We start from the raw sequence: 22,539 nt of genomic DNA on the forward strand, positions 1-22,539 counted from the left end.
CAATAACGGTTTTCGTCTTTTTATCTGGACTGAAATCCTCTGGTATTGGTTAAAAGCTGTTAGTTGTGAGCATGCCAAGCGCCTAACTAATCGCGCTACATATCCAACTTGGCCACCTGAGTTGAGGTGATCTGCTCATTTCAACTCAGTCGCAACGTGGCACAATTTACTAAGCCGACTTTAAGGCCAAAAATCCGTCTGACCTTAATTTCTCAGCCCTCTACCTATTAAGCTTTACGCGGGTCGTAATACTGCAAATAGCTTCGATCTTGAGATTTATTTTCCGCAACACCGTTTAACACAACGCCATCAACTCGCGCTTTAACGGAGAACAGTTTGGTTAACGAACGTTGAATCAATTCCCGTCTAACCTTGCCACTGCGCACGACGTACACAATGGAATCGGCCATACGCGAAAGTAATAACGCGTCGCTCACCACATCCACAGGTGCGCTATCGATGATGATTCGATCATAAGTTTCTTTTAATTTATCGAGGTTTTCTTTAAACGCTTTCGATGCGATGAGTTCTTGCGGGTTAGAAACGGGGGAGCCCGCAGGAATGACATTGAGCTCAGATCCTTCCACTTTAACTACACAAGCGCTTAAATCGTGCGTTCCCGTTACCAAGTTTGATAAGCCCGGCTGATAATTGGGGAGCCCGATAACATTTCCGAGTGATGGGCGACGTAAGTCCGCTTCAATCAGCAGCACATTTTCCATTTGCGATAGTGCCAACGAAAGATTAAGCGCCGATGTTGTTTTACCTTCGCCGGGCACCGTCGACGTCATGCAGATAGTTTTTGCTTTATCATCCAAATGCGTCAGCAAATACGCCGTTCTAATCGTGCGCCAAGATTCAGCAAAGGCGTAGGCCTTTTTAGAGAAGAAGTATTTTGCATTTAATTTGCTAGCTTTTTGTTTCGGTACGGTACCGAGCAAACGTGATGCTAATTTGTCTTCAACCTGTTCGCTCGACGTAATGGTGTCAGCAAACGACTGGTGAATTAACGCGGCAGCAACCCCCATTAGCAAGGTTAATAATAAGGTTGCCAATACAATTAACTTTTTCTTTGGTTTAGCAGGATAAAGTGGTGCTACCGCATAATCGGTAAACCGAGCATTAGCGGCATCAAAGTCGGCGATAGCGCCAGTTTCTTTCATACGATTGAGAAACGTTTCATAAATCCGACGGTTTGAATCCACTTCACGTACATATTGTTGATATTCGCTCTCGCGACGGTGCTGGTTCTGGTAGCGCTCTTTCACATCCGCCATCTGACGTTCAAGCGCTTCGGTGTTCGATTTTGCTGCAAGGTATTCTTGTTCAATACCGCTGACTAACTTGCCAATTTGGCTTCTCAAATTAGACCTTACCTCGGCTAACTGCGCTTGCGCGGCAATCATTTTGCTGTGCTTAGGGCCGTATCGTTTCGATAACTCAGCCACTTCGCCAGCGGCACCAATTTCCGCTTTTTTCACTTCTTGAATCATGCGATGGCCACTAATGGTCGACATAGCATCGAGCATATCGGCATTGCTTCGCCCTCGCCGCTCGACTAATTCAAGTAGTGCCTTACTTTCATCTCGGCGCTTTTTAGAAAGCATCAGTTGCTCGGTCAAGTCATTCATTTCACGACTCACCAAACCAACCTTGCCATCAATATCGATAAGCCCAGCTTGTTCCCGAAACGCTTGCAAACGCCGTTCAGATTGACGTAACCCAATCTGTAATTCATCGAGGCGGGAGCTCAGCCAATCTGACGCTTTTTGTGCCATCGACAATTTCGCGTCCATATGGCTTTCGATGTAGGCCTCGCCCATAGCATTGGCCACTGCTGCGGCTAGTTCCGGCTGGTGTGCATAAAACGATATTCGAACCAGCTGAGTATTGTTCACCGGGCTAATGTTTAGCCGTTGCGAAAAATCCTGCAGCACAAGTGCTTTGTGATCGGAGCCTTCGCCAAGGGTCGATGCGTACCGATCATTTTGTTCATCGAGGATATTTAACAGTTCATCGGCGAACTTATCTCCCCCGGGGCTTGTAGCAACACTCGACTGAGCCATCGCCTGTTGTGGTGCTAGCCAGTGCCTTGCGGCATCAAACCAGTCAACGATAGTGGCTTTAAACATGGCAAACTGACTCAGTTCATTAAACTCAGGATGAACTAGCAGCTCCATGCTATTGACCACTCGTTCCTTAAGCTGTCTGGATTTAAGGATTTCAAATTGGGTTTGGAGATATTCCTGGCGCGAAAAGTCGTACCCATAGACATCATCAATGGATATGGCTTTAGCTTGTTTCGACTCAATCAGCAACGTCGCCGTGGCTTGATAGAACGGCTTCATGTGCATTAGGACAAATGCAACAACAAAGGTAACCAGCGCAGAGAATATTAAAATGCGCCACTTGTATCGGCCTATCACCTTTAGGTGCTGTACCAAGTCAATATCACGCTCTTTTATCAATGCTTGCTCTAACGAACTTTTCGCAATCGACATCCTGTCGTCTCCCTTGGGGTTTGCCCAGACGGCTAAAAGAAGCTGTCTTTAATTAAAATGGAATCATCAGGAAAAACCATGGTTTCCATCGCGACTTTTACGGTTGTTTTTTTCTGATTCAACGTCCGATTCACTGTGATACTGCTTTCTGATGCGCGCTCGGTTAACCCGCCAGCCAACGCAACGGCTCGTTCAATGGTTAGGCCTGTTTGGTAGGGGTAACCACCGGGATGTTTAACTTCGCCGTAAATAAAGAAAGGTCGGTATTCCAGCACGCTAACATGCACACTCGGGTTGATGAGGTAGTCGCCTTTGAGGCCACTGGTCAAAATCATCTCCAGTTGAGCAACGTTCATGCCCTTCACCATGATTTGGCCTAAGTAGGGATAGGTGATCTCGCCGCCCTCTCCCAATCGAGTTTCCAAACTTAAATCGTCTTCGCCATAGACATGAATGCTAATAACATCACCCGATCCTAATAGGTATTCATCGTCCGTTGACGCAATCGAATGCAAGGAAGCAACACTAAGTAGCATGGCCAGTATTAGATGTTTCATCATGTTCATCATCCGCTCCTTATAAAGATGCATTTACGGTCAAGGTATAAACATTCTTGTCGTAGGTGACGGCATCAATATTTGAATCCATGTCGGTATAGCTATATTTAACTTCCGTACTGAGCCAACGCAGCCAGTCGTAACGCAAACCAATTGAGGAGGACAAAAATTCATCCTCTCGATCTATCCCCGTGAAGGATTCTTCAACATATTCAATACCAGTGATCGTTGCTAATCGGTTACTCCAGTTATGTCGCCATCGGGCATGTACTGAAGACTCTTCGATGTAATCACCAAGGGTGTCTGGATCTTTAGCGCGACGGCCACTGTCTAGGCTTATGGTCGAATACGTTAGCGGTTGCCACTCGACCCCAACCAGCCATGTAAACCCGCTAAAATCTTTTCGAGCATCAGCGTCGTAGTTACGATCCTCATAGCCCATCTTGATTTCACCGGAGGTTTTGCCTGTCGCTTCCCACTTCAAACCCACCAAAGCTTTGTGATCTTTACTATCTCGGGAATTCTCAGTCGCAGCGGTTTTGTTGTATTCCTTGTCGTCCATCTGCCACTCAAAAAGCAGCGATGTGCGCGGCGCTAAACGCCAATACAATACGGTGCCAGCAAGCAGGCTGTCGTAGTCGCGATAATCGGACACCTCTTCAAAATTGCGGTAATCAACATCGGCATAACCAAGGTGGAGATCAACATTGAAAGTGGCCTCACGAACACCAAGCCCATAAACCAAATCAACCCGCTGATTATCTTTTTCTACCACTTCATCAAATGCATCAGGCCGACCTTCACTAAGACCTGTACCTCGCTCTTCGTGTCGTCGCGCAAACTGGTAGTTGAGCTCGATTCGATGACGCGCGGTAAATTCATGATTAAAACGGGTGTCCACCACATGATCGGTAAAATCATCTTCATCGCTATCGGCGTAAGAGCCATCGATTAGCGTGTAAGTCACGCCATATCCCGTAATATTATTGCCACCTTGCAAAGCAAACTTGGGTGAAACAATGGCAAACCAACTGTCTTGCTCGTCATCTTGTTGGTTTGCCGGATTGTCGTTGTAGCCAATATCAGTCGCTATCTCCGGCACAAACTTCAGTCCATTACTGACCTCAACTTGGGCAGGTTCATAGGCATTAGCATGCGATGCCAATAGCGTTCCAATGCCTACAAGGCATACTTTCCCTGTTCTAGATTCCATTTGTTTTCCTTAATACGCATTGGTGCCAGTAAATCCCTTGAAGATGGTTTTAAATACGATCTTCAGGTCAAGCCAGACAGTCCAGTTGCGGATATAAGCCAAATCGAATTCCACGCGCTTCTCCATTTTCTCTAGCGTGTCAGTTTCGCCGCGCCAACCATTAATCTGTGCCCAACCGGTAATCCCTGGTTTCATATGATGGCGCAGCATGTAGCCATTGATGACCGCTCGATACTGTTCATTATGAGAGACCGCATGAGGGCGCGGACCAACGACCGACATAGAGCCTTGCAACACATTAATAAACTGCGGCAATTCATCGAGCGAGGTACGTCTTAAAAAGCTGCCAAAAGGTGTAATCCGTGGGTCCCCTTTGGTGGCTTGAGTAACCTTGGCGCCGTTTTCCATGGTTTTCATGGAACGGAATTTCCATACCTGAATCTTGCGGCCATCCATGCCGTAGCGATCTTGCTTAAATAACACTGGGCCTTTAGATGTCGCTTTAATGCCGATAGCAATGGCCAGCATTGGAACCGAGATCAGTAACAAAATCGCCGCTGATAACATCAAGTCCTCAACACGTTTTATCCAACTAGCTAGACCACTAAGAGGCGTGTCATACACACTTAACGTTTGGATTGAGCCGACTTCATGCCAGCGGGCGTGTAGCATGTTGTAGACAAAGAAATTTGGAATGATGTGGACGGCCGCGGTACTGTCGGCGCAACGAGTCAATATTTCAGCAATGCGTTTTTCCGCTCGCATCGGCATCGCCACATATAAAATATCGACACTATTTTTCTTAGCAGCCTCAATACCGTCGTCGATAGATCCTTGTAATTGAATACCATGCTCATCAAGCACGCGAACAGGCGAACGATCGTCGAAAAAGCCTTGTAAATGAATACCTAATTGAGGGTTGTCCTCAATGCTACTCGCAAGTGCTTTGCCGGAGTCCGTAACGCCAATAACTGCAGCAGTGCGATAATTGCGACCACGCTTGCGAATTTGGAATAGGTATTGACGTAAAATCCCGCGCCAACCGCACAGCAACAAGAGTCCATATAAACTCCAGGCGAGTAAATTTGCCCGTTCAATCAAAATCAAACTTGGGAAAAAGTAAGTTGTGCAGATTAATAAAAAGCATACTAGCAACCAACTGCTCGAAGTTGCCGTCAAAATTTCGGTATATCGCGCAGCACGCCACGAACGATAGATATCAAATGACTCGGCAAATATTAAGTAGGCCAGCGTAGCAATAATAGCGACCAGAACTTGTGGCTCAGTGACAATTTGCGGCGAAATGTATTGTGCAATTAATATAGAACCCTGAATGCACAGAATATCCATTAGCCGAAATAATATAGCAAAACCATTTTGATTTGATTGAATCAACCCTTGCTTGCTCATGGGAGCCTCCTTTCCATTAGCGTCTAATGTCCCTTTAACATTAAATCGCATAGCACTTTTACTACATTTCCTTAGCGCACCAATCGACCTCAACTAACTGCAAAACATCATTATTATTAGATTTCGCGGGCTTAAACAGAAGGCTGCTTACCAACAAACCAAACAAACAACCTTCTAATATTCAACGTCAGCATAAAACAAGCCAAAAAGCACAACACCATGTTTTATCTAATAAAGGACAACATTGAAAACCAGTCAAGTACATTTAAAATAATTAATATGCACAAAGATAGAAGTTCAACTGACATGTTTTAACGTGTTTGCACCACATAAAAACATTAAACAAATCTAAATTAGCTCAGCATGCACTAAAAAAGCACCAACAACCTTTGCCCGCCTGACTGAGCCAATATAACTTAAGCTTAAACAAAATTAGGTATTGTTAATTTTTGATGACATCTAACTCATGAAAATTACACATTGAAAAGATAAAAACAGCGTCTACATTAAGAAGCCAACACAGATATGAAGCAAACAAACACAAATAATATTTTGTTAGCCGTTTCTTTATATTGAAAACAATGCTCACTAAATTAGAATAACAAAATGAAATGTGGCACTGATTTAGCATGGGTTGCCATAAGAAACACTGAAGTTACAAAAAAACAAACAGCAAAACCCACAATTAAAGTAATGAAATATAAAAATCAAAAATAGGCTTAACTCTTGGGATGTATTTAAAAGAATAAATTGCAGTATTTTCAATAACGACCTTAGCCGACGCAATGCAGGATGCTTTCGCGAGCGGAAGACATAAAACGAGCAACATGTAATAAGGAGCATCGGGATGCACATCATTCATGTAGTAAGACAGTTTTACCCTGCGATAGGCGGGCTTGAAAACTTTGTTCGTTCACTGGCGTCGGAGCAGATAAAGCAAGGACACCAAGTTAAGGTTGTAACCTTAGATCAGGTATTTCACCAACAAACGTCGCTGCGCGACAATGAAATGCTTGATGGTATTCATATTCGCCGCTTGCCATTTTTCGGCAGTTACAAATACCCGATTACAACCAAGGTATCTGAAGTCCTTGAAAACGCTGACATTGTGCATGTTCATGCGCTTGATTTTTTTGCTGATTTTTTGGCTGTTAGCAAAATTATTCATGGTAAAAAATTGGTACTTTCGACCCACGGCGGATTCTTTCATACAGAATATGCAAGCCGTCTGAAGGAAATATATTTTTCAACGATCACGAGGCTTTCGTTAATGGCCTACTCGGCGGTCTACGCTTGCAGCGTCAATGACTACCAAGTGTTTTCTAGAATTTGTGGCCGCAAATTGCAGTTAATTGAGAATGGTGTTGATACCCATAAATTTGGTCACTTGCCAGCGCATTCCGGTAATCACCGATTGATTTTCATTGGCCGATTTTCCGATAACAAGCGTATCGACAAGTTGATTGATTTGTTCGCCCGTTTAGTTCAACTCGACAAGCGATACCGGCTATCCATCGTCGGCCGAGATTGGGACGATAATGAACAAAAGATAATCGAGCAAATAGCCGCCCTCGCACTCGAGCCATACATTCATATTCATACCGGGCTGGATGATGCTCAAGTCAGTCAACTCGTCGCACAATCAACCTTTATCGTCAGCGCCTCAGAATACGAAGGGTTCGGCCTCACATTGATCGAAGGCATGGCCGCAGGACTTATTCCTCTGGCATCAGACATTCCAAGTTTTGGTCGTATTGTCGAAAAGGCTGGCGTTGGTGAAATTATCGATTTCTCAATTGATGGTGGTGCCGACAAATTACACAACTGCGTCAGCCAAGTTTTAGCCGATCATAGCAATCAACGTGAGCTGGCCATGAATGCAGCGGCCACCTATGACTGGTCTCATGTAGCCAATCAATTTACACGCTCTTACCTCGATCTGTTGGGCGAGCAATACAGGACGATACAGCAGGTTCGCGTGGACTGTCGCCCAGGCGACGACATCATTGCTGAGTTGGATAATGCGATTGAGCACGATCAAGGTGTGTGTGTCGGCTATGCCAATGCCCACACCATTAACCTTGCCCGCAAGCATGATGAGTACAAGCGGCTACTGAATCGATTTTTAATTTTGAATGACGGCATTGGGGTCGATATTGCCAGCAAACTAAAATATGGCCGCGGCTTTTCCGAGAATTTAAATGGTACCGACTTCACCCCGCGCTACCTTGCCGAGTCAACAAAGCCGCTGCGGATATTTCTCTTGGGCGCTAAATCCCAAGTCGTTTCGCGTTGCTTTGAAATCTGGCGAGAAAAATATCCGCAACACCAATGGGTAGGCTTCCATCACGGCTACTTTAAAGCGCACGAGAACCATAAAATTTGCCAACAAATTAAAACCTGTGAAGCTAATTTGGTGCTGGTCGCCATGGGCAACCCACAGCAAGAGCAGTGGTTAAGTCAACACTTACCCGCCACAGGCGCAGCCGTCGGTATTGGTGTTGGTGCCTTGTTCGATTTTGCATCAGGATCCATCGAGCGTGCACCAAAGTGGTTGCGTCAAATCAGATGTGAGTGGGTCTTTCGCTTATATAAAGAGCCCGCCCGCATGTGGCGCCGTTATTTAGTTGGCAATATGACCTTTCTACTGAATGCTTGTGGAGATCGCTAATGGATAAGCAGACTTCAGCACCCTTCTCGCCTAAGCGAGTATTACATTTATCAGTGGATTACCCATGCATTAATCGGCCGGTCAACACGCCTGCGGTTCGTAACTTTATTCAAGCGAATCCAGATGTTGATTATCACGTATTTGCGTTAACTAGGACGCCTTGGATCCATAAAACTAATTGTTTAGATGGTGATGGCAATGGCGACAGTAAAGCAACATCCATGGCCTTTTGGGGCCTTCCTTACGGCATATTTCTATTCCTAAGCATGACCATTGTGGCTTGGCGGGTTCGCAAGCAGATCTCGCAACAAGGGCTGACTTTTGACATGATCCACGCTCACAAAATGACGTTTGAAGGGATTGCCGCCTGGTGGCTTTCACGTTGGCTAAAGATCCCATTTGTGGTGTCGGTTCGGGGAGAAGCAGAATCAAAAATATTCAAGTATAAGCCGCACTACAAACCCTTCTTCCAACATTTGTTGAATCGTTGCGCCAAAGTCTTTTATGTCTCGGCTTGGTTCAAGCCCATCATCAACAATCAATTTGTCGTGGCAGAAGGCAAACAATCGCTGTTACCAAATTTTGTTTCTGAACAACAACTCATGCCGACGGCTGATTTCAGTAATAATAAGCTAGTCACGATTTTAAATTTGGATGTCTATAAGAAAAAAGGGCTGGATAACCTAGTTCAAGCCTTACAGCTACTGTCAGTAGATCACCCCAACGTTCACCTTGATGTTATCGGGCGCGGCTCAACTAAAACAAAAGCGACCATTCAGGGATTGATCGATAGCCTCGGTCTCAATCAGCGCGTGGTGCTTTGCGGTGAAATGTCGAACCAAACACTTCTGTCGAAATTACCTAACTATGCCGGCTTAGTGCTGCCAAGTTTCAATGAGACTTTTGGCATGGTCTATGTCGAAGCCATGATGAGTGGTGTGCCAATCCTCCATTCTAAGTCAACGGGGATCGATGGTTTTATTGATTGGGTCCAAGCTAGGGTGGCAGTTGACCCGAGTGATGTTGATGACATTGCAGCGGGATTAATCACGCTATTAGAGCATCAGCATAGCTATCGCCAATGGTTACTCGCCAATCAACAACCACTTCACTTGGCATTTAAAAAAGAGCGCCATATTGAGGGGTACAATCAGTTACTAGGCGAACCCCAAGTCGCATGATAGCTCATCGAAATGGCAAGGAACTCAACAAAATTAATTAGAGTTAATACTCCACTTATTGTGGTGCGATTAATGGTCGAAAACAGAGTTTATTACTCACTTGCTAAATTAGAAAAAAAATTAAAATTCAATAATATTCAATAATTATATTTCCAATTGAGCCAGTTCAACCACTATTCCCAGCCAAATACAAACATTAAATATTAGTAATTAACAGATATAAAGACGTAGCACAAAAAAACCAAACCAAGGGCTTTTATCTTGCCGGACAAATATCCGAAAACCCTAATCAAATACATTAGAACAAATACAATAAACAAACAATAACAATGGGTTACAGAATCTTACTGGCGAACCAGAACAATTAAAAAGGCGCGTTCAAAAACATATAACTAAATATTATATGAGAAACATAACAAAATATAACAAATCGATATTGAGTTTAATATTTAACTACGGCAAGATTGTATCCGTTCATTAAATGAACATTAGTTTTCTCTCACCGTATTTTTGATGCGAAATTTTGAGAGATATTTAAATTTAAACCACGACAAAGCAGACAAAGGCAAACCTAGCGAAAACTAGGGACGCAAAGTTACCGGCCTAAGGATTGTGCAGTTCTAGGGCAGCGGGACTACCTCGTGTCGATGGTCTATTTGCAATATTAGTTAGTCTTAATTAACGACTAACTGATTTGCAATGACCCTCCATCATCAGGTCTACATTTTGTCTGCCGATTTTGGAGAGCGTCATGTCCAATCGGCATATAATATCTACGCTAGTTAATTCTAGCAGCAGGGCTTTTTGGGCCCTCACATCATTTTTTGTAGTTAGTTTTTGTTTTATTCAAACCGTATCAGCTGAAACGAATTCCCATTCAGCCGCATACTTCAATGGCAATAACGCCTATGGCCAAATATCTGGCTGGCAACCGACAGGTAAGTTTCGAGTCGTTGCATGGTTTGCCGCAACAAATTCAGATTCATCCGCACGCTCAGTATTATTGAGCTCTTCTCAAACCAACGAATTCCTGTCTTTTACCCACACCGCGGTTCAAGGCCAATGGGGTAAAGCTTACCCTGGCATTTGGGGTAAGTTTTCGTTCAACACAACAAAATACATGGAGTTAACGGTTGACCATGGCACCTTTACAGTAACCGATGGCGAAAATTCAGCTTCAGTTTCAAACAGTGCTATTGACCCAACTTCTGTTAATTATGATTGGATGTTTCGTCGCGGTTATAACAACGACTACTCCACAGGCGCATTATCAGGCTTAGCATTAATTGACGAAAATACCCCTAACAACTCTCGCGCTTTTGCGTTTACCCCAGAGCAAGGCATGGTAGAAGTAGGTGTTGGTCAAGTCGCAGACAATCAGCTGGTTAATGTCACAGCCGACGACTGGCTTACCACAACCGCAACCATTGAAAACCCTGCCCCAACCGTTTTTGCGCAAGCAGATTGGGATGCGGCGTTTGGTGGCGAGCAAGCTCCAACAGAGCCAACCGACCCAGTATCGCCAACAGGATCAGAAGCCGTTGTTTTCGATGGCGTTGATAACTACGGCGAAATTTCGGAGTGGGCTCCCAAAGGCAAATTTAAAGTCATTGCATGGCTAAATCATCTAGATGCCGATGCCGACGCCCGAACCATTCTGCTGAGTTCTGCAGACACCAATGAGTTCTTGTCATTCACCCACACTGCGGTTCAAGGCCAGTGGGGCAAAGCCTATCCTGGTATGTGGGATAAGTTTGATTTCAATAGCTCGCGTTATATTGAGTTGACCGTTGATCATGGCAGCCTGACTGCGAGCGATGGCAATACCACGCAAACAGTCACCAATAGCAGCATTGACCCAACGTCCGTTAACTACGATTGGCTGTTTCGTCGCGGTTACGGCAACGACTACTCAAAAGGCGCATTGTCTGGCTTAGCGCTAATTGACATGGCCGATAGCTCTAACTCGCGTGCGTTTGCATTTAATGCCGAAGATGGCATCGTTGAAGTTGGTGTTGGTGCAACCGATGCCAACCAACTGTTTGGTATTAGCGATAGCGACTGGCAAGTCGTTAACGGCGAAATTAGCAACCCAGATGATAGTGTCTTCGATCAACAAGAATGGGATGCGGCGTTTAGTGGCTCGCAAACCCCAGCAGAGCCAACCGATCCAGTATCGCCAACAGGTTCAGAAGCCGTCGTTTTTGATGGCGTTGATAACTACGGCGAAATTTCTGAGTGGGCGCCAAAAGGCAAATTTAAAGTCATTGCCTGGCTAAATGGTCTCGATACTGATGCCAATGCCCGCGCCATTCTGCTTAGCTCGGCAGATACCAATGAGTTCTTGTCATTTACTCACACGACCGTTCAAGGGCAGTGGGGCAAAGCATACCCTGGCATCTTCGGTAAATTTGACTTCAATAATACTCGTTATATTGAAATGACTGTCGATCATGGCAGCCTCACGGCGAGCGATGGTAACACCACACAAACAGTCACCAACAGTAGTATTAACCCAACGTCGGTGAACTACGATTGGCTGTTTCGTCGCGGTTACAATAACGATTACTCTAAAGCTGCATTATCTGGCTTAGCGCTAATCGATATGACCGACAGTGCCAACTCGCGCGCCTTCGCGTTCAATGCCGAAGATGGCATCGTTGAAGTTGGTGTTGGTGCAACTGAGTACAACCAACTGCACGGTATTAGTGATAGTGATTGGCAAGTTGTTAACGGTGAGGTTACTAACCCAGACGACAGCATCTTTGACCAAGAAGATTGGAATGCAGCATTCGGCTCTGCCGAGTCGGACCCAACAGATCCGACTGACCCGACGGACCCAACCGATCCAACGGACCCGACTGATCCAACGGACCCAACGGACCCAACCGATCCAACGGACCCAACAGACCCGACGGATCCAACAGATCCGACGGACCCAACAGATCCGACTGACCCAACAGATCCGACTGACCCAACAGACCCGACTGATCCAACAGATCCGACTGACCCAACAGACCCGACTGACCCAACAGACCCAACCGATCCAACGGACCCAGTTGAGCCACAACAGTCATACGCGGTTGTCTTTAACGGCAGTGAATCTTATGGTGAAATCGAGCCTTGGCGTCCAACCGGTGATTATCGTGTGATCGCATGGCTAGCCGATATTCACCCAAATTCCGGCGACCGAACCATGTTGCTAACCGCTTCAGCTGGCAATGAGTTCCTGTCATTTAGTCACCACAATGTTCAAGGCAAGTGGAGCAGCGACTACCCCGGCGTTTATGGTCACTTTAACTTCGATGAAACGTTATATGTTGAATTCTTAGTGGAAGATGGCGTATTAACCGCCACCGATGGCGTAACCACCAAGTCGGTAAGCAATAGCGCAATCGATCCAGCGTTGATTAGTTACGACCGCTTATACCGCCGCGGCTCTAACGACTTCTCAACAGGTGCTTTGCAAGGTTTAGCACTGATCGATTTAAACGACAGTAGCAACTCTCGCGCCTACGCATTTTCGCCAGAAAAAGGCATTGTAGATACGGCAAACCCAGACAACACAGCGAATAAGCTGGTGAATGTTGACGATGCCGCTTGGCAACAAAGTAGCTTGGTTATTGAAAATCCAGATCCAAATGTATTCCCACAAGCTCAATGGGATGCAGCCTTTGGTAATGGTAGCTCAAGCCCAACGGACCCAACTGAACCAGAAGAGCCAACAGACCCTGAAGAACCAACGGATCCGACAGACCCAATCGTTCCTGAAGAACCAACGGACCCAACAGAGCCGACTGAACCAACCGACCCAACGGATCCAGTCACACCTGATGCGCTGATGTTAGACAGCGAAGCGGTAATCTTTGATGGCAACGATGGTTATGGCCAAATCGGCAGCTGGCGCGCAGACGGTAAATTCCGAATGGTCGCTTGGTTAGAGACAGTCAATACCGACAGTAACGTTCAAACCACACTGTTGAGTTCTGACTCAAAAGACTACCTGGCATTTACTCACAATGTTGCTGAAGCGAAATGGGGCAATACCACTGTTGCAACCGACAGCCGTTTCAACTTTGATCAAACCCGTTATGTCGAAATTACGATCGACAATGGCAGCATGGAAGTTTCCGATGGCTTAGTCACTCAAACCATTTACAACGGCAGTATTGACCCATCGGATGCGACTTATGAATGGTTGTATAAGTTAGGTTCTGAGTATTCAGCCGGCGGCCTGCAAGCTTTGGCATTGATTGATTACAGTAACGACCAAAACTCTCGCGCTCTTACCTTTAGCTACGAGCAAGGAATCGTCGTGAGCGGCCCTAACACCAGTGGTACGCACAAGCTTCACAATGTCGCTAGCAGCGAGCTCATTGAGATCACCAGCAATGTGCAGAGCCCGCGTCAAATCGCTGGTTCACAAACTGAATGGGATGCTGAGTTCAATCGCATCTACTCTGGTACTCGTCCGTTACTTGGCACTACCAACGGTAACGATCAGAAGAAATTTGCATGGGAAGGTTCATACTGGCTGCGCGCTTATGTGAACATGGCGAAGACATTCCAAGATGACAAATATATTGACTACGCCATTGAGCTTATCGATCACATGTTTAATTACACGGACGAAAAGCGTTGGCAGCGTGGAGAGTTGAATTTAGTCAGCCAACCATACGATGTTGCTCCAAAACCATACTTCAACCAGCACAATACTCCGGTACCGGGCTGGCGCCGTCCATACAACGGCTGGCGTAACGAAGTGTTAACTGACGGTATGATCCTAAATGGCATTATGCGCGTGGTGGATTACATCAAGTCAGAAGACAAGTATGAATACATGGACAAAGCCGAAGGCTACATCGACCAAGCAATTCGTATCATCGAAGCCCATGACAACTCGTTCAGCACAACGAAAAACTCAGCGGTTCGTGGTTCTTACTTCTACGTTAACGTTAAAAACGACGTCATCGGTGACAACGGTTTGTACTCAGGTACCTTGCCTTACAACCACAACATGACGATGGGCGTTGCCATGATTTACGTAAACAAATGGCGTCAACACCCTGCGTTAGAAGAAAAGGCTCTGCTGATCACCGGTTTCTTCCAAGATTACTTGCTTCGCAATAGCGATGACACTTGTACTTGGAGCTACATGTGGGACAAAAATGGCAACGAAAAAGTGGAAGACTTTAACCACGCTCACTTAGACGTTGGCTTCATGGTTGTTGCCCACAACGAAGGACTGGTCGACGCGACAGACGACTTGCAGTGCATGGCAAACACCTTGAGTCAAAACCTATTCATCGCACCAGGTATGATTAGCTATGACGTTGATGGCAACGGTATTGGCTCATACTGGGATAGCACTGCAATTGGTTATGACTGGATTGAATTGCAGCAATTTGATGCTCGCGTAGGAGGCCTTAGCCAACACGTCATGCGTCACTACACCAAATCGACTTGGTACCGCTCGTTCATGGCATGGTCAAGTAATTTATATTGGCTTCAACAAAGCTCGAATTAATAATCGAGTAAGTGATGCTGTCGTGGCTTGGGTCAGCTTTCGCTGGCCCTTTTTTGAGCTTTATCGACAACTAAAAAAAGCCGCTTTAAGCGGCTTTTTCGTTAAGAGTAGTGACGATTACCCTAATTTTCGACTAACTATGTCGATCAAGGCCAACCACATTAAAAACGTCAATTAGGGCTTGAGTGTGCTCAATTGGAATGTGCCAGTCATTGTCGCTCTTTTGAATCTGGCTCAACTGAGCTTGAAGCTCATGAGACACGCGGCTCGGAGGGTTGTGAACACAAAATGTCATCGAGCAATCCGTCACAATCACCGAAAATGGTGTGCGCTCGGTCCCCTCTGAAATACGAAAAATCGCATTCACGCCTTCATGTGGTCGAAACGAACATTGGTAGTGCTTTAAAGTCACTCCCTTGCCCACTAGATAAATAAAGGCATCTAACAATTGTCTGTCTTCAATGAGCTGTGCAAAGTCATTGTAAAGCTCACTGAAGCTTCCATCGTCTAACATGCGATAAATCCTACTAAACATACACATAGGTGCTTTTCACCGCATTATAAGATACACAGTAACCAATTGAACACCTGTCAAATCTTAAATATCTGTGATCTAGCATCGTTAAATCCAAGCAATATTGACGACAACGTCAGTTGGTTATCGCAAAAGCTCGGCGAGGTTCGTAACGTCGTGGAGCAAAAGTGTTTAAAACATTGCTCTGACGGTCCAGGCCAAACTAGTGATTAACCTCTATATCGTTCAGGCATAAATCCAGCACCAACCACCAAACGAACTGTGGCGCTGGGACGTTTGAAATAGTTAATTGGGACCAAAAAACAACAAGGTCGCCAACCCCTGCTCTGGTGTCCCCTTTTAATGGTAATTAGACTCAACATGCCTGCAACGAGTACCACAAATAACTGTGGTAGCACATCGTCTATCACCACTGAGTCATTGATGAAAAATTGCTTAATCAGCCATTGATTAACATCATGAAAATTAACAACAAACAAGTCAGGATCAGCGTCTATGAAAGATGTCATGGACTGCATCACTGTTGACCAATGAGCACTCGTCATCAAATTTGACAGTGACATTACCAAGCTACAAGACACGGCGAACACTAACCCTCGCCATTCAGCCTTAGCGTAAGTCAGATCAGCGTTGGCAAAACATTCGAAAGTAAATAATGCACTGAGAATCAAAAACAGGAGATTTAGAAAGAGTAAAGCGACGGATTGTTCCATTAAATTCAGGGGAGTTTGCCCAAATAAGCAAACAGAAAGGGAACCAATCAAAACAAAGGAAAGAGACGCACAATAGGTTTGTGTCGTCGTTACGGCGGAGAACTGGGTAAATTTGATAAAGGAATAGATAAACAAATAAGTCAAAATCATGGTGATCAAAAGCCACATTAATGTCGATACTAATGTTTCGCCATTACCATAGAAAACATAACCGAACTCCCACAACATCGAGTTGAATTCAAGCGATAGGCAGATAAAACACAGTGGTAACAACACAGCAAAACTAGGCTTAAACAGCGAATTACGTGTACTCATAAAATAGTCTTTCAGCGTTACCAATCAACAAAAAATAATTTAAAATCAGTGCCATAAGTGTCAACCAGGCCATCACTTAGGCGATCTTCACTATCTGCTGCTGATAAACAGTAGCGCTCAAAAATTAGTAAGCCAGCACCTGCAACAATATGGTCAATTCTCTCTACCATACCAATGTCTAATTAAAAGTAATGCCGTTTCAATTACAAAAAACTAGTAAGCACAATACACGCCAAATATATTCAATTAACTACGAACCAAAACAAAGTCACAAAATAGTACTTTTAGCAGGCTAAAAACATCACCAACTTAATCACTTCAATCCGCCCCACAAAAAAAATAGAACCAATAAAAACACAGATATATATAAATTGATAATTTAGAAAACAACAAAACAGCCACTCTTAATTTAGATTAGAAAAGCTAAGCACAAAATAGATTTCACTAATACAACACTCACTAAAATAGTTCAAATTCATTCAAAACAATGCAGCCGATTGAAATTCGCACAACAACCATACAAATTAATCGAGCAACAACCCCATCTATTCATAAAAATTTAACCTCGAGCCTCGTTATTAATCATACAGTTAATCAAAAGCCAGCTTTACATCAGCCAACCCCGATGAATTGGCTCGATAGCTGCAACAGACGTGATCATGCCAAGCAATTAATGTTAGAGAACGTTAATTGAGAGAGTTAATGGGTAGCCGGATAGCTACAAGTAAGTAATAAATGGAGGCGGCATGCGAACAAAGGTAATTTTCTCATTAGTTGACCAAGGCGGGCTAAGTGCGTTTAATTTCGCGCTAAATATATTCCTCGTTCGCTATTGGGATCCTTCTGAGTACGGTCTGTTCGCAATATTTTTCTCTTTGAGCTTTATTTTCACCGGCATTCAGAATGCCTTAGTGAACACGCCATATTCAGTTTGGGTGCCCGCGGCTCAAAGTAGCGACAAAGCCAGTATGTTGAGGCAAACGCTAGCAAGCACCAACTTTCTATTGATTGCCGCGGTGAGTTTACCGTTAGTTCTGATTTTACTAACTGGCTTTTTACCGGTTGATCCCTCCCATGCTCTGGCTCTTTCTGCCTTTTACGCGGCAACCATGGTGCGAGAATATCTGCGAAGTTGTCTGGCGGCCGAAATGATGCTTCCGCGCGTGCTGCTGATCGATGTTATCTACGTACTGAGCTTTTGCATAATGAGTGGAGGCTATATTGCTCTCTACGGCGTTGACGCGTTTACCCTATACCAATTGTTATGGTGCCTAGCTGCGGCACAATTTATTGGCTCATCGACAAGAATAGTCAGTGAATTTAAACGACTTCAACGCTGTCATTGGGCAAGCTGGCACCAGCAATATCAACCTATCTGGCTACAATCTCGCTGGGCGCTGGTCGGCGTATCAAGTACCGAACTGCAAAACAGAGCTTACATTTTTGTAATTGGGGCATTCTTTGGCACTGCGGCAGTGGGCTTCATTCAAGCAGGACGCTTACTGTTTGGCCCTCTCAATATTGTGGTATCCGCTTGGACTCGCGTTGCTAAACCGACGTTGGCCAAACTTAAAGGGGCTGATGAACTCCAACAATTCCTCAAATTAACTCACGCAGGGGCTTTTGGCTTTGTCGCTTTTAACCTGCTGTTTAGTGCTGCGCTTTGGTTAGCCTGGCCATTTATTTCAAACCAAATTTACGGCGACAAATATATAGGCGTGGAAGTTGTTGTTGCGCAATGGGCGTTAGTTACCTTGTTATTTCACGGTCGCTCCGTTTACAGCGCAGCAGTACAAGCCTGTATGCGCTTCAAGCCATTGGCTTTTGCCACAATCGTAGGCGGCGTTGGCTCATTGCTGGCTTTATTGTTTATTTGCTTATTTAGCGACTCGATGTGGGCGGTATCGTCAATTATTGTGGGTGAAACAATCGCTGCTATCTACGTCTTCAATTTACTGCCCAAACGACCATCTCCGGCAGCAAATAAGGAGGTTGCAGATGCTGTCTAATGCTATGTTTTACCGCTTTGTTTGCGCCACTGATGCAAATTATTCGTTGAACAACCGATTAGCTGTCCTGCTAATTACCGTCATCGCAGTGAGCTGCTTTGATTTATTAACGCTTGAATTTGCAACAGCAGAGTTGGAAGATCTGGATCTTTCTAATCACGCTGCCGATACCTCGTCGGGGACAATGTTCAACCAGGTTTTTTGGTTGTCCTTATTTGGCCTTAGCGGCTTCATGGTTCTTCGAAACCCAGTTCAATTCCGCAAGTTACTTTTCGCACAAACACCGTTAGTGGTGTTAGCTGTGCTTGCTCTCGCCAGCGCGACATGGGCTTTAGCGCCTGACATTGCAGGCCGGCGAGCCATTCTACAAATCATTGTTATCTTTTCAGTCTTTGTTGGTGTTTGTTATTTAAAAACGCCTTATCAAGCACCGTTGATTTTCTACCGTGTCGCTACAGCAGCTTTAGCAATGAATCTTTTGGCCATAGGGCTCGGTTGCTTCGATAAAGACGGTTATTTTTACGGTATTCACGGTCACAAAAATATCCTTGGGGCTACAGCGCTTATTGCTTTGTTTCTTGGCGTGGCAGTGCGGCACCTTTACGCCCATCAAATTTACCGCAGTTTGAATAACGCTTACTTGCTTATTTGGTTGATGCTGCTTGTGATTTCCATGTCGAAAACCTCAATGGGACTGTGTGTGCTAGTTCCGAGCTTGGTGATTGGCAGTCAACTTGTGGCCAGAACCTTTAACGTCAACCTCGGCATCTTGTTGCTCTTTATGATGACAGTCATAGCGCTCGGAGTCGTTATTGTCATGTCCATGCATGATCTTCATCTGCAAGGCTTCGCAGGCTTATTTTTAGCGGACGCAAGTTTTACCGGTCGAGATTATATTTGGGCATTTTTGCTTGAACAGATCGACCAACGCTGGCTACTCGGTCATGGCTACGGCTCCTTTTGGGGGATCGGCTTAGACTCCCCGAACATTCGCCATGGTCGCGGTTTTCTCACCTTGCTAAACCAAGGGCACAATGGCTATCTCGATTTACTTGCCATCTTAGGTTGGGTCGGCATGGCCTGTTATCTATGGGTGTTGCAACAATTTGCGAGCCAGTCTGGACGAATTCGACGAACGCAGCCTGCGCTTTTTTCGCTGTGCTGGATGTTGTTGGTATTAACACTGCTTCACAACGTTACCGAGAGCAGTATTTTGCGCGGATATAGCGCACTTTGGGTGATTCAATTGATTGTTTTTGCGCTCGTTGCAAGGGCTGCGATTGAAAAGGAGGAACCACAATGAATACAACTATCACTGTCTGCCTATGTACATATAAACGCGAGCATTTGAAGCTGACGCTGGCGAGTTTAGCGGCTCAGCAATTGCCTGAAGGTGTCAGTTTCAATGTCTCAATTGTTGATAATGATAAAGACGGATCGGGTAAGGTGTGGGTTGATCAATGTCGAGCGGAAACCAATCTGCAACTGCATTATCAAATTCAATCTGAAAAAAATATTTCCGTTGCGCGTAATGCAACTGTCGCCGCGGCGGATGGCGATTGGCTTGCCTTTTTAGATGATGATGAAATAGCCGAGCCAGACTGGCTAGCACAACTACTTGATTGCGCGCAGCAATATCAAGCTGATGTGGTACAAGGTGCGCTCAAGGTTAATTACCCCGACCATACCCCAGACTGGATTTTAGCTGGCGATTACTTTGGCAAACACCTCCCGCCGACAGGCACTCAACGCCAAGTTGGCTCAACCTGCAATGCTTTAGTCAAGCGCTCGGCACTCCCCCATCCTACTGAGCCATTCGACAAACAGTTTGGTATTACCGGTGGTGGCGACACTCATTTTTTCTCGCGTATTCATCAAGCCGGTGGATTAATGGTGAGCTGCTGTGAAGCGGTTGTCTCCGAGACGGTAGAAGACAACCGGTTGAACGAATCGTACTTGCGACGTCGGGCGTTGAGAGTGGGTGAAACCTATAGCGTCATTTTTTTCCAAGAGATCTCGTCATTGCGTAAATTACTGGTCATTAGTAAAGCCAGTGCACTTATTTTAGTCGGCGGGTTGGTGTCTCTCATCCTAAGCCCTACTGGCAAGCAATATAGCTTATTCTACAAGCTGAAAATGCTACAAAACTGGGGAAAACTACGCTATTTCATGAGCTTAAACCCCGTCGAAATATACAAATAGCGCACCATTAGGTTAGCGAGGATTAGCCAAAGGGGCAGAGTCATTGCTATTAGCTACGTGCTGATTCTCGCCCTCTGCTAGCCGCTGTGTTAATTGCCAAATATAAAGCGACTCTAGGCGTTTTTCGGCAATACAGCGGCTATCGATAAAAGCACCAGGGCCATATTGTTCTGGAAGCTGGTCAACCCCCACTAGGCGAGCTGACGGCGCGTCTGTTACCGCGGAGAATTGTCCCTCAGCAGCGGAAATTGCCACATCCCAAAAGGTATTAAAAGCCGCTGATGTAGGCCCATAAAGCCGATTACCCCCCAAAGAAAAAACTCGTCTTTTCTTTTGCGCATGCACATCAAGACTCTCAAACAGATTTTGCTGATTGAGCCCCTTATGCTGCTCAATACGCGCATGTTCGATGCGCCCTCGACGATAGACATTTAGCTCCGCCCCCCAACCCACCGATGGGTTGTGCAGCATCGATGCAGTCAATGCAAAGTCCGTTACCAAAATATGGTTGGAATCTTCAATGGCAATCGAGTAATGCCCTTCTCGTCCTCGAACTTCAATGTTTGACAACGAAGACGTCGTACTATCGTTCATGAAAAAGGCATTATCAGCATGCTCAACAGTCACATTTGACACGCTAGACTGGGATACGCGATGGAGATAAACGCCGTTAAACCCTTGCTCTTGATGATGGCCGGCATAAGGCAATTCCGGAAACTGGATGGTAAAACCATCTAGGTGCACCTGCTCAAGCATATTGGTTGCCAACTGCATGACCTGCCAATCAGGCTTGATATCATGGGCTAGCGGCTCCTTCACTCGGATAGAGTCACTTCCTATGCCTGTCACCGTTAAATATTGACTCACCAACCCGTTCATATTGGCAAATCCTTTCCCCAGTGTGACAGGTTGATGATCCATGAGATGCTCGGTAAAACTGCTCAAATCACACCCTAACCGACACCAACGCACAGTAATCACATCGCCAACGGTTAATGACGAGGTGTCGAGCATACCGACTTCAAATTTCCCTCGCTGGCCAGATTGTAATTCGATTTCAGGTTTACCGTGCGTGCCATCCGCGATTGGATGCGCCCAAATAAATCCTCCTCGCCACGACACCGGCGAAATCGCCGGTGGCTCTTTCTTCTTATCAATCTGGTAGGCGGCCAAAATAGATTCAGGAAGTTGCAGTAATGGGCGGTCAAAGGCTAATACAGTTGAGCCATCACCAGCACCTTGTAAGCGTATAAAACTGCGGTTAATAAATATTGGTTGAGATAAAAGAACCGTTCCTGGCGGGAATAACAGATTTACAGGCGTAGCAATTTGATGGGCAGCCAGCAATGCTTTGAGCATGGCTGGCGTGTCGTCGATGCCATCGTTGGCAATCACACCATAATCAGTCACATCCAACAATTGATAATCTATATCAGTGGGAGACTCTCCCCATTGATAGCCTGCATAAGAAAAATCCGGCAGATAGCCACCGGTTTTAGCTAAAGTCGTTGTCACGTCAGTAGGATGACAACCACTCGGCTGATGCTGGCCGCTATTCGCTTGGCTTGTGATAGTGCTGGCGGCGAGCCAAGAAGGATAAAAGAGAAGTGACCACAGCAACCAACGGGTTGGACATGGCAATTTTCGAAAGATCATCAGCAACACCGTAATAAGTCGAGCAAGCAGCGCCTATCAACCCGATAAG

At 45.4% G+C, this 22,539-nt stretch carries 14 protein-coding genes and 1 riboswitch; of the genes, 6 read left to right on the forward strand and 8 right to left on the reverse strand.

Features of this window, described 5'->3' with window-relative positions; genetic code table 11:
- Nucleotides 1–227: 227 nt before the first annotated feature.
- Genes K0504_RS10400 through K0504_RS10415 form a run of 4 tightly spaced genes read right to left on the reverse strand, consistent with a single transcriptional unit; the run spans nucleotide 228 to nucleotide 5,681 of the window.
- Nucleotides 228–2,501, reverse strand: a complete 2,274-nt coding sequence (locus K0504_RS10400) for a GumC family protein (RefSeq protein WP_220104128.1) — start codon at nucleotides 2,499–2,501, stop codon at nucleotides 228–230.
- A 32-nt stretch (nucleotides 2,502–2,533) separates the two neighbouring features.
- Nucleotides 2,534–3,061 (reverse strand): polysaccharide biosynthesis/export family protein, encoded by a 528-nt coding sequence (locus K0504_RS10405; RefSeq protein ID WP_225918082.1) that lies wholly within the window; start codon nucleotides 3,059–3,061, stop codon nucleotides 2,534–2,536.
- Nucleotides 3,062–3,077: 16 nt separating this feature from the next.
- On the reverse strand, nucleotides 3,078–4,271 hold the full coding sequence (locus K0504_RS10410) for an outer membrane beta-barrel protein (RefSeq protein ID WP_220104129.1): 1,194 nt from the start codon (nucleotides 4,269–4,271) through the stop codon (nucleotides 3,078–3,080).
- Between the two features lie 9 nt (nucleotides 4,272–4,280).
- Nucleotides 4,281–5,681: an undecaprenyl-phosphate glucose phosphotransferase gene (locus K0504_RS10415; RefSeq protein ID WP_220104130.1), complete on the reverse strand. Its 1,401-nt coding sequence runs from the start codon at nucleotides 5,679–5,681 to the stop codon at nucleotides 4,281–4,283.
- Nucleotides 5,682–6,528: 847 nt separating this feature from the next.
- Here K0504_RS10415 and K0504_RS10420 point away from each other — a divergent pair.
- The 3 genes from K0504_RS10420 to K0504_RS18500 all read left to right on the forward strand — a co-directional run bounded on the left by K0504_RS10420 (nucleotide 6,529) and on the right by K0504_RS18500 (nucleotide 15,060).
- Nucleotides 6,529–8,352, forward strand: coding sequence for a WecB/TagA/CpsF family glycosyltransferase (locus tag K0504_RS10420; RefSeq protein ID WP_220104131.1), 1,824 nt, complete (start codon nucleotides 6,529–6,531; stop codon nucleotides 8,350–8,352).
- A complete protein-coding gene (locus tag K0504_RS10425; protein WP_220104132.1) occupies nucleotides 8,352–9,533 on the forward strand; it encodes a glycosyltransferase in 1,182 nt (393 codons plus the stop codon). Before K0504_RS10420 ends, K0504_RS10425 begins: the two co-directional genes overlap by 1 nt.
- A gap of 554 nt (nucleotides 9,534–10,087) precedes the next feature.
- Nucleotides 10,088–10,175, forward strand: a riboswitch (cyclic di-GMP riboswitch).
- A 109-nt stretch (nucleotides 10,176–10,284) separates the two neighbouring features.
- Nucleotides 10,285–15,060 (forward strand): hypothetical protein, encoded by a 4,776-nt coding sequence (locus K0504_RS18500; protein ID WP_264082964.1) that lies wholly within the window; start codon nucleotides 10,285–10,287, stop codon nucleotides 15,058–15,060.
- Between the two features lie 133 nt (nucleotides 15,061–15,193).
- Here K0504_RS18500 and K0504_RS10435 read toward each other — a convergent pair whose 3' ends face one another.
- The 3 genes from K0504_RS10435 to K0504_RS10445 all read right to left on the reverse strand — a co-directional run bounded on the left by K0504_RS10435 (nucleotide 15,194) and on the right by K0504_RS10445 (nucleotide 16,793).
- Entirely contained in the window at nucleotides 15,194–15,574 is a 381-nt protein-coding gene (locus tag K0504_RS10435; protein WP_220104133.1) for a hypothetical protein, read from the reverse strand.
- 230 nt (nucleotides 15,575–15,804) lie between these two features.
- Nucleotides 15,805–16,623: a hypothetical protein gene (locus tag K0504_RS10440; RefSeq protein WP_220104134.1), complete on the reverse strand. Its 819-nt coding sequence runs from the start codon at nucleotides 16,621–16,623 to the stop codon at nucleotides 15,805–15,807.
- A 17-nt stretch (nucleotides 16,624–16,640) separates the two neighbouring features.
- Nucleotides 16,641–16,793 carry a hypothetical protein gene (locus K0504_RS10445; protein ID WP_220104135.1) on the reverse strand — a complete coding sequence of 51 codons (153 nt, stop codon included), beginning with the start codon at nucleotides 16,791–16,793 and terminating at the stop codon, nucleotides 16,641–16,643.
- 576 nt (nucleotides 16,794–17,369) lie between these two features.
- Here K0504_RS10445 and K0504_RS10450 point away from each other — a divergent pair.
- From K0504_RS10450 to K0504_RS10460, 3 genes are read left to right on the forward strand one after another with little or no spacing between them, the layout of a single operon-like run.
- Entirely contained in the window at nucleotides 17,370–18,632 is a 1,263-nt protein-coding gene (locus K0504_RS10450; protein ID WP_220104136.1) for a lipopolysaccharide biosynthesis protein, read from the forward strand.
- Nucleotides 18,622–19,935, forward strand: coding sequence for an O-antigen ligase family protein (locus K0504_RS10455; protein WP_220104137.1), 1,314 nt, complete (start codon nucleotides 18,622–18,624; stop codon nucleotides 19,933–19,935). Before K0504_RS10450 ends, K0504_RS10455 begins: the two co-directional genes overlap by 11 nt.
- On the forward strand, nucleotides 19,932–20,834 hold the full coding sequence (locus K0504_RS10460; protein WP_220104138.1) for a glycosyltransferase family 2 protein: 903 nt from the start codon (nucleotides 19,932–19,934) through the stop codon (nucleotides 20,832–20,834). Before K0504_RS10455 ends, K0504_RS10460 begins: the two co-directional genes overlap by 4 nt.
- A gap of 12 nt (nucleotides 20,835–20,846) precedes the next feature.
- On the opposite strand, the gene K0504_RS10465 is transcribed toward K0504_RS10460, so the two are convergent.
- Nucleotides 20,847–22,490, reverse strand: a complete 1,644-nt coding sequence (locus K0504_RS10465) for a glycoside hydrolase family 55 protein (RefSeq protein ID WP_220104139.1) — start codon at nucleotides 22,488–22,490, stop codon at nucleotides 20,847–20,849.
- Nucleotides 22,491–22,539: the final 49 nt, after the last annotated feature.

The sequence above is a fragment of the Neiella holothuriorum genome, from assembly GCF_019457915.1.
Lineage (GTDB): Bacteria > Pseudomonadota > Gammaproteobacteria > Enterobacterales > Neiellaceae > Neiella > Neiella holothuriorum.

What these genes read in the sequence shown, in the direction of transcription:
- K0504_RS10400 (WP_220104128.1), bottom strand. Translation starts at nt 2,501, where the DNA reads ATGTCGATTGCGAAAAGTTCGTTAGAGCAAGCATTGATAAAAGAGCGT.
- K0504_RS10405 (WP_225918082.1), bottom strand. Translation starts at nt 3,061, where the DNA reads ATGATGAAACATCTAATACTGGCCATGCTACTTAGTGTTGCTTCCTTG.
- K0504_RS10410 (WP_220104129.1), bottom strand. Translation starts at nt 4,271, where the DNA reads ATGGAATCTAGAACAGGGAAAGTATGCCTTGTAGGCATTGGAACGCTA.
- K0504_RS10415 (WP_220104130.1), bottom strand. Translation starts at nt 5,681, where the DNA reads ATGAGCAAGCAAGGGTTGATTCAATCAAATCAAAATGGTTTTGCTATA.
- K0504_RS10420 (WP_220104131.1), top strand. Translation starts at nt 6,529, where the DNA reads ATGCACATCATTCATGTAGTAAGACAGTTTTACCCTGCGATAGGCGGG.
- K0504_RS10425 (WP_220104132.1), top strand. Translation starts at nt 8,352, where the DNA reads ATGGATAAGCAGACTTCAGCACCCTTCTCGCCTAAGCGAGTATTACAT.
- K0504_RS18500 (WP_264082964.1), top strand. Translation starts at nt 10,285, where the DNA reads ATGTCCAATCGGCATATAATATCTACGCTAGTTAATTCTAGCAGCAGG.
- K0504_RS10435 (WP_220104133.1), bottom strand. Translation starts at nt 15,574, where the DNA reads ATGTTAGACGATGGAAGCTTCAGTGAGCTTTACAATGACTTTGCACAG.
- K0504_RS10440 (WP_220104134.1), bottom strand. Translation starts at nt 16,623, where the DNA reads ATGAGTACACGTAATTCGCTGTTTAAGCCTAGTTTTGCTGTGTTGTTA.
- K0504_RS10445 (WP_220104135.1), bottom strand. Translation starts at nt 16,793, where the DNA reads ATGGTAGAGAGAATTGACCATATTGTTGCAGGTGCTGGCTTACTAATT.
- K0504_RS10450 (WP_220104136.1), top strand. Translation starts at nt 17,370, where the DNA reads ATGCGAACAAAGGTAATTTTCTCATTAGTTGACCAAGGCGGGCTAAGT.
- K0504_RS10455 (WP_220104137.1), top strand. Translation starts at nt 18,622, where the DNA reads ATGCTGTCTAATGCTATGTTTTACCGCTTTGTTTGCGCCACTGATGCA.
- K0504_RS10460 (WP_220104138.1), top strand. Translation starts at nt 19,932, where the DNA reads ATGAATACAACTATCACTGTCTGCCTATGTACATATAAACGCGAGCAT.
- K0504_RS10465 (WP_220104139.1), bottom strand. Translation starts at nt 22,490, where the DNA reads ATGATCTTTCGAAAATTGCCATGTCCAACCCGTTGGTTGCTGTGGTCA.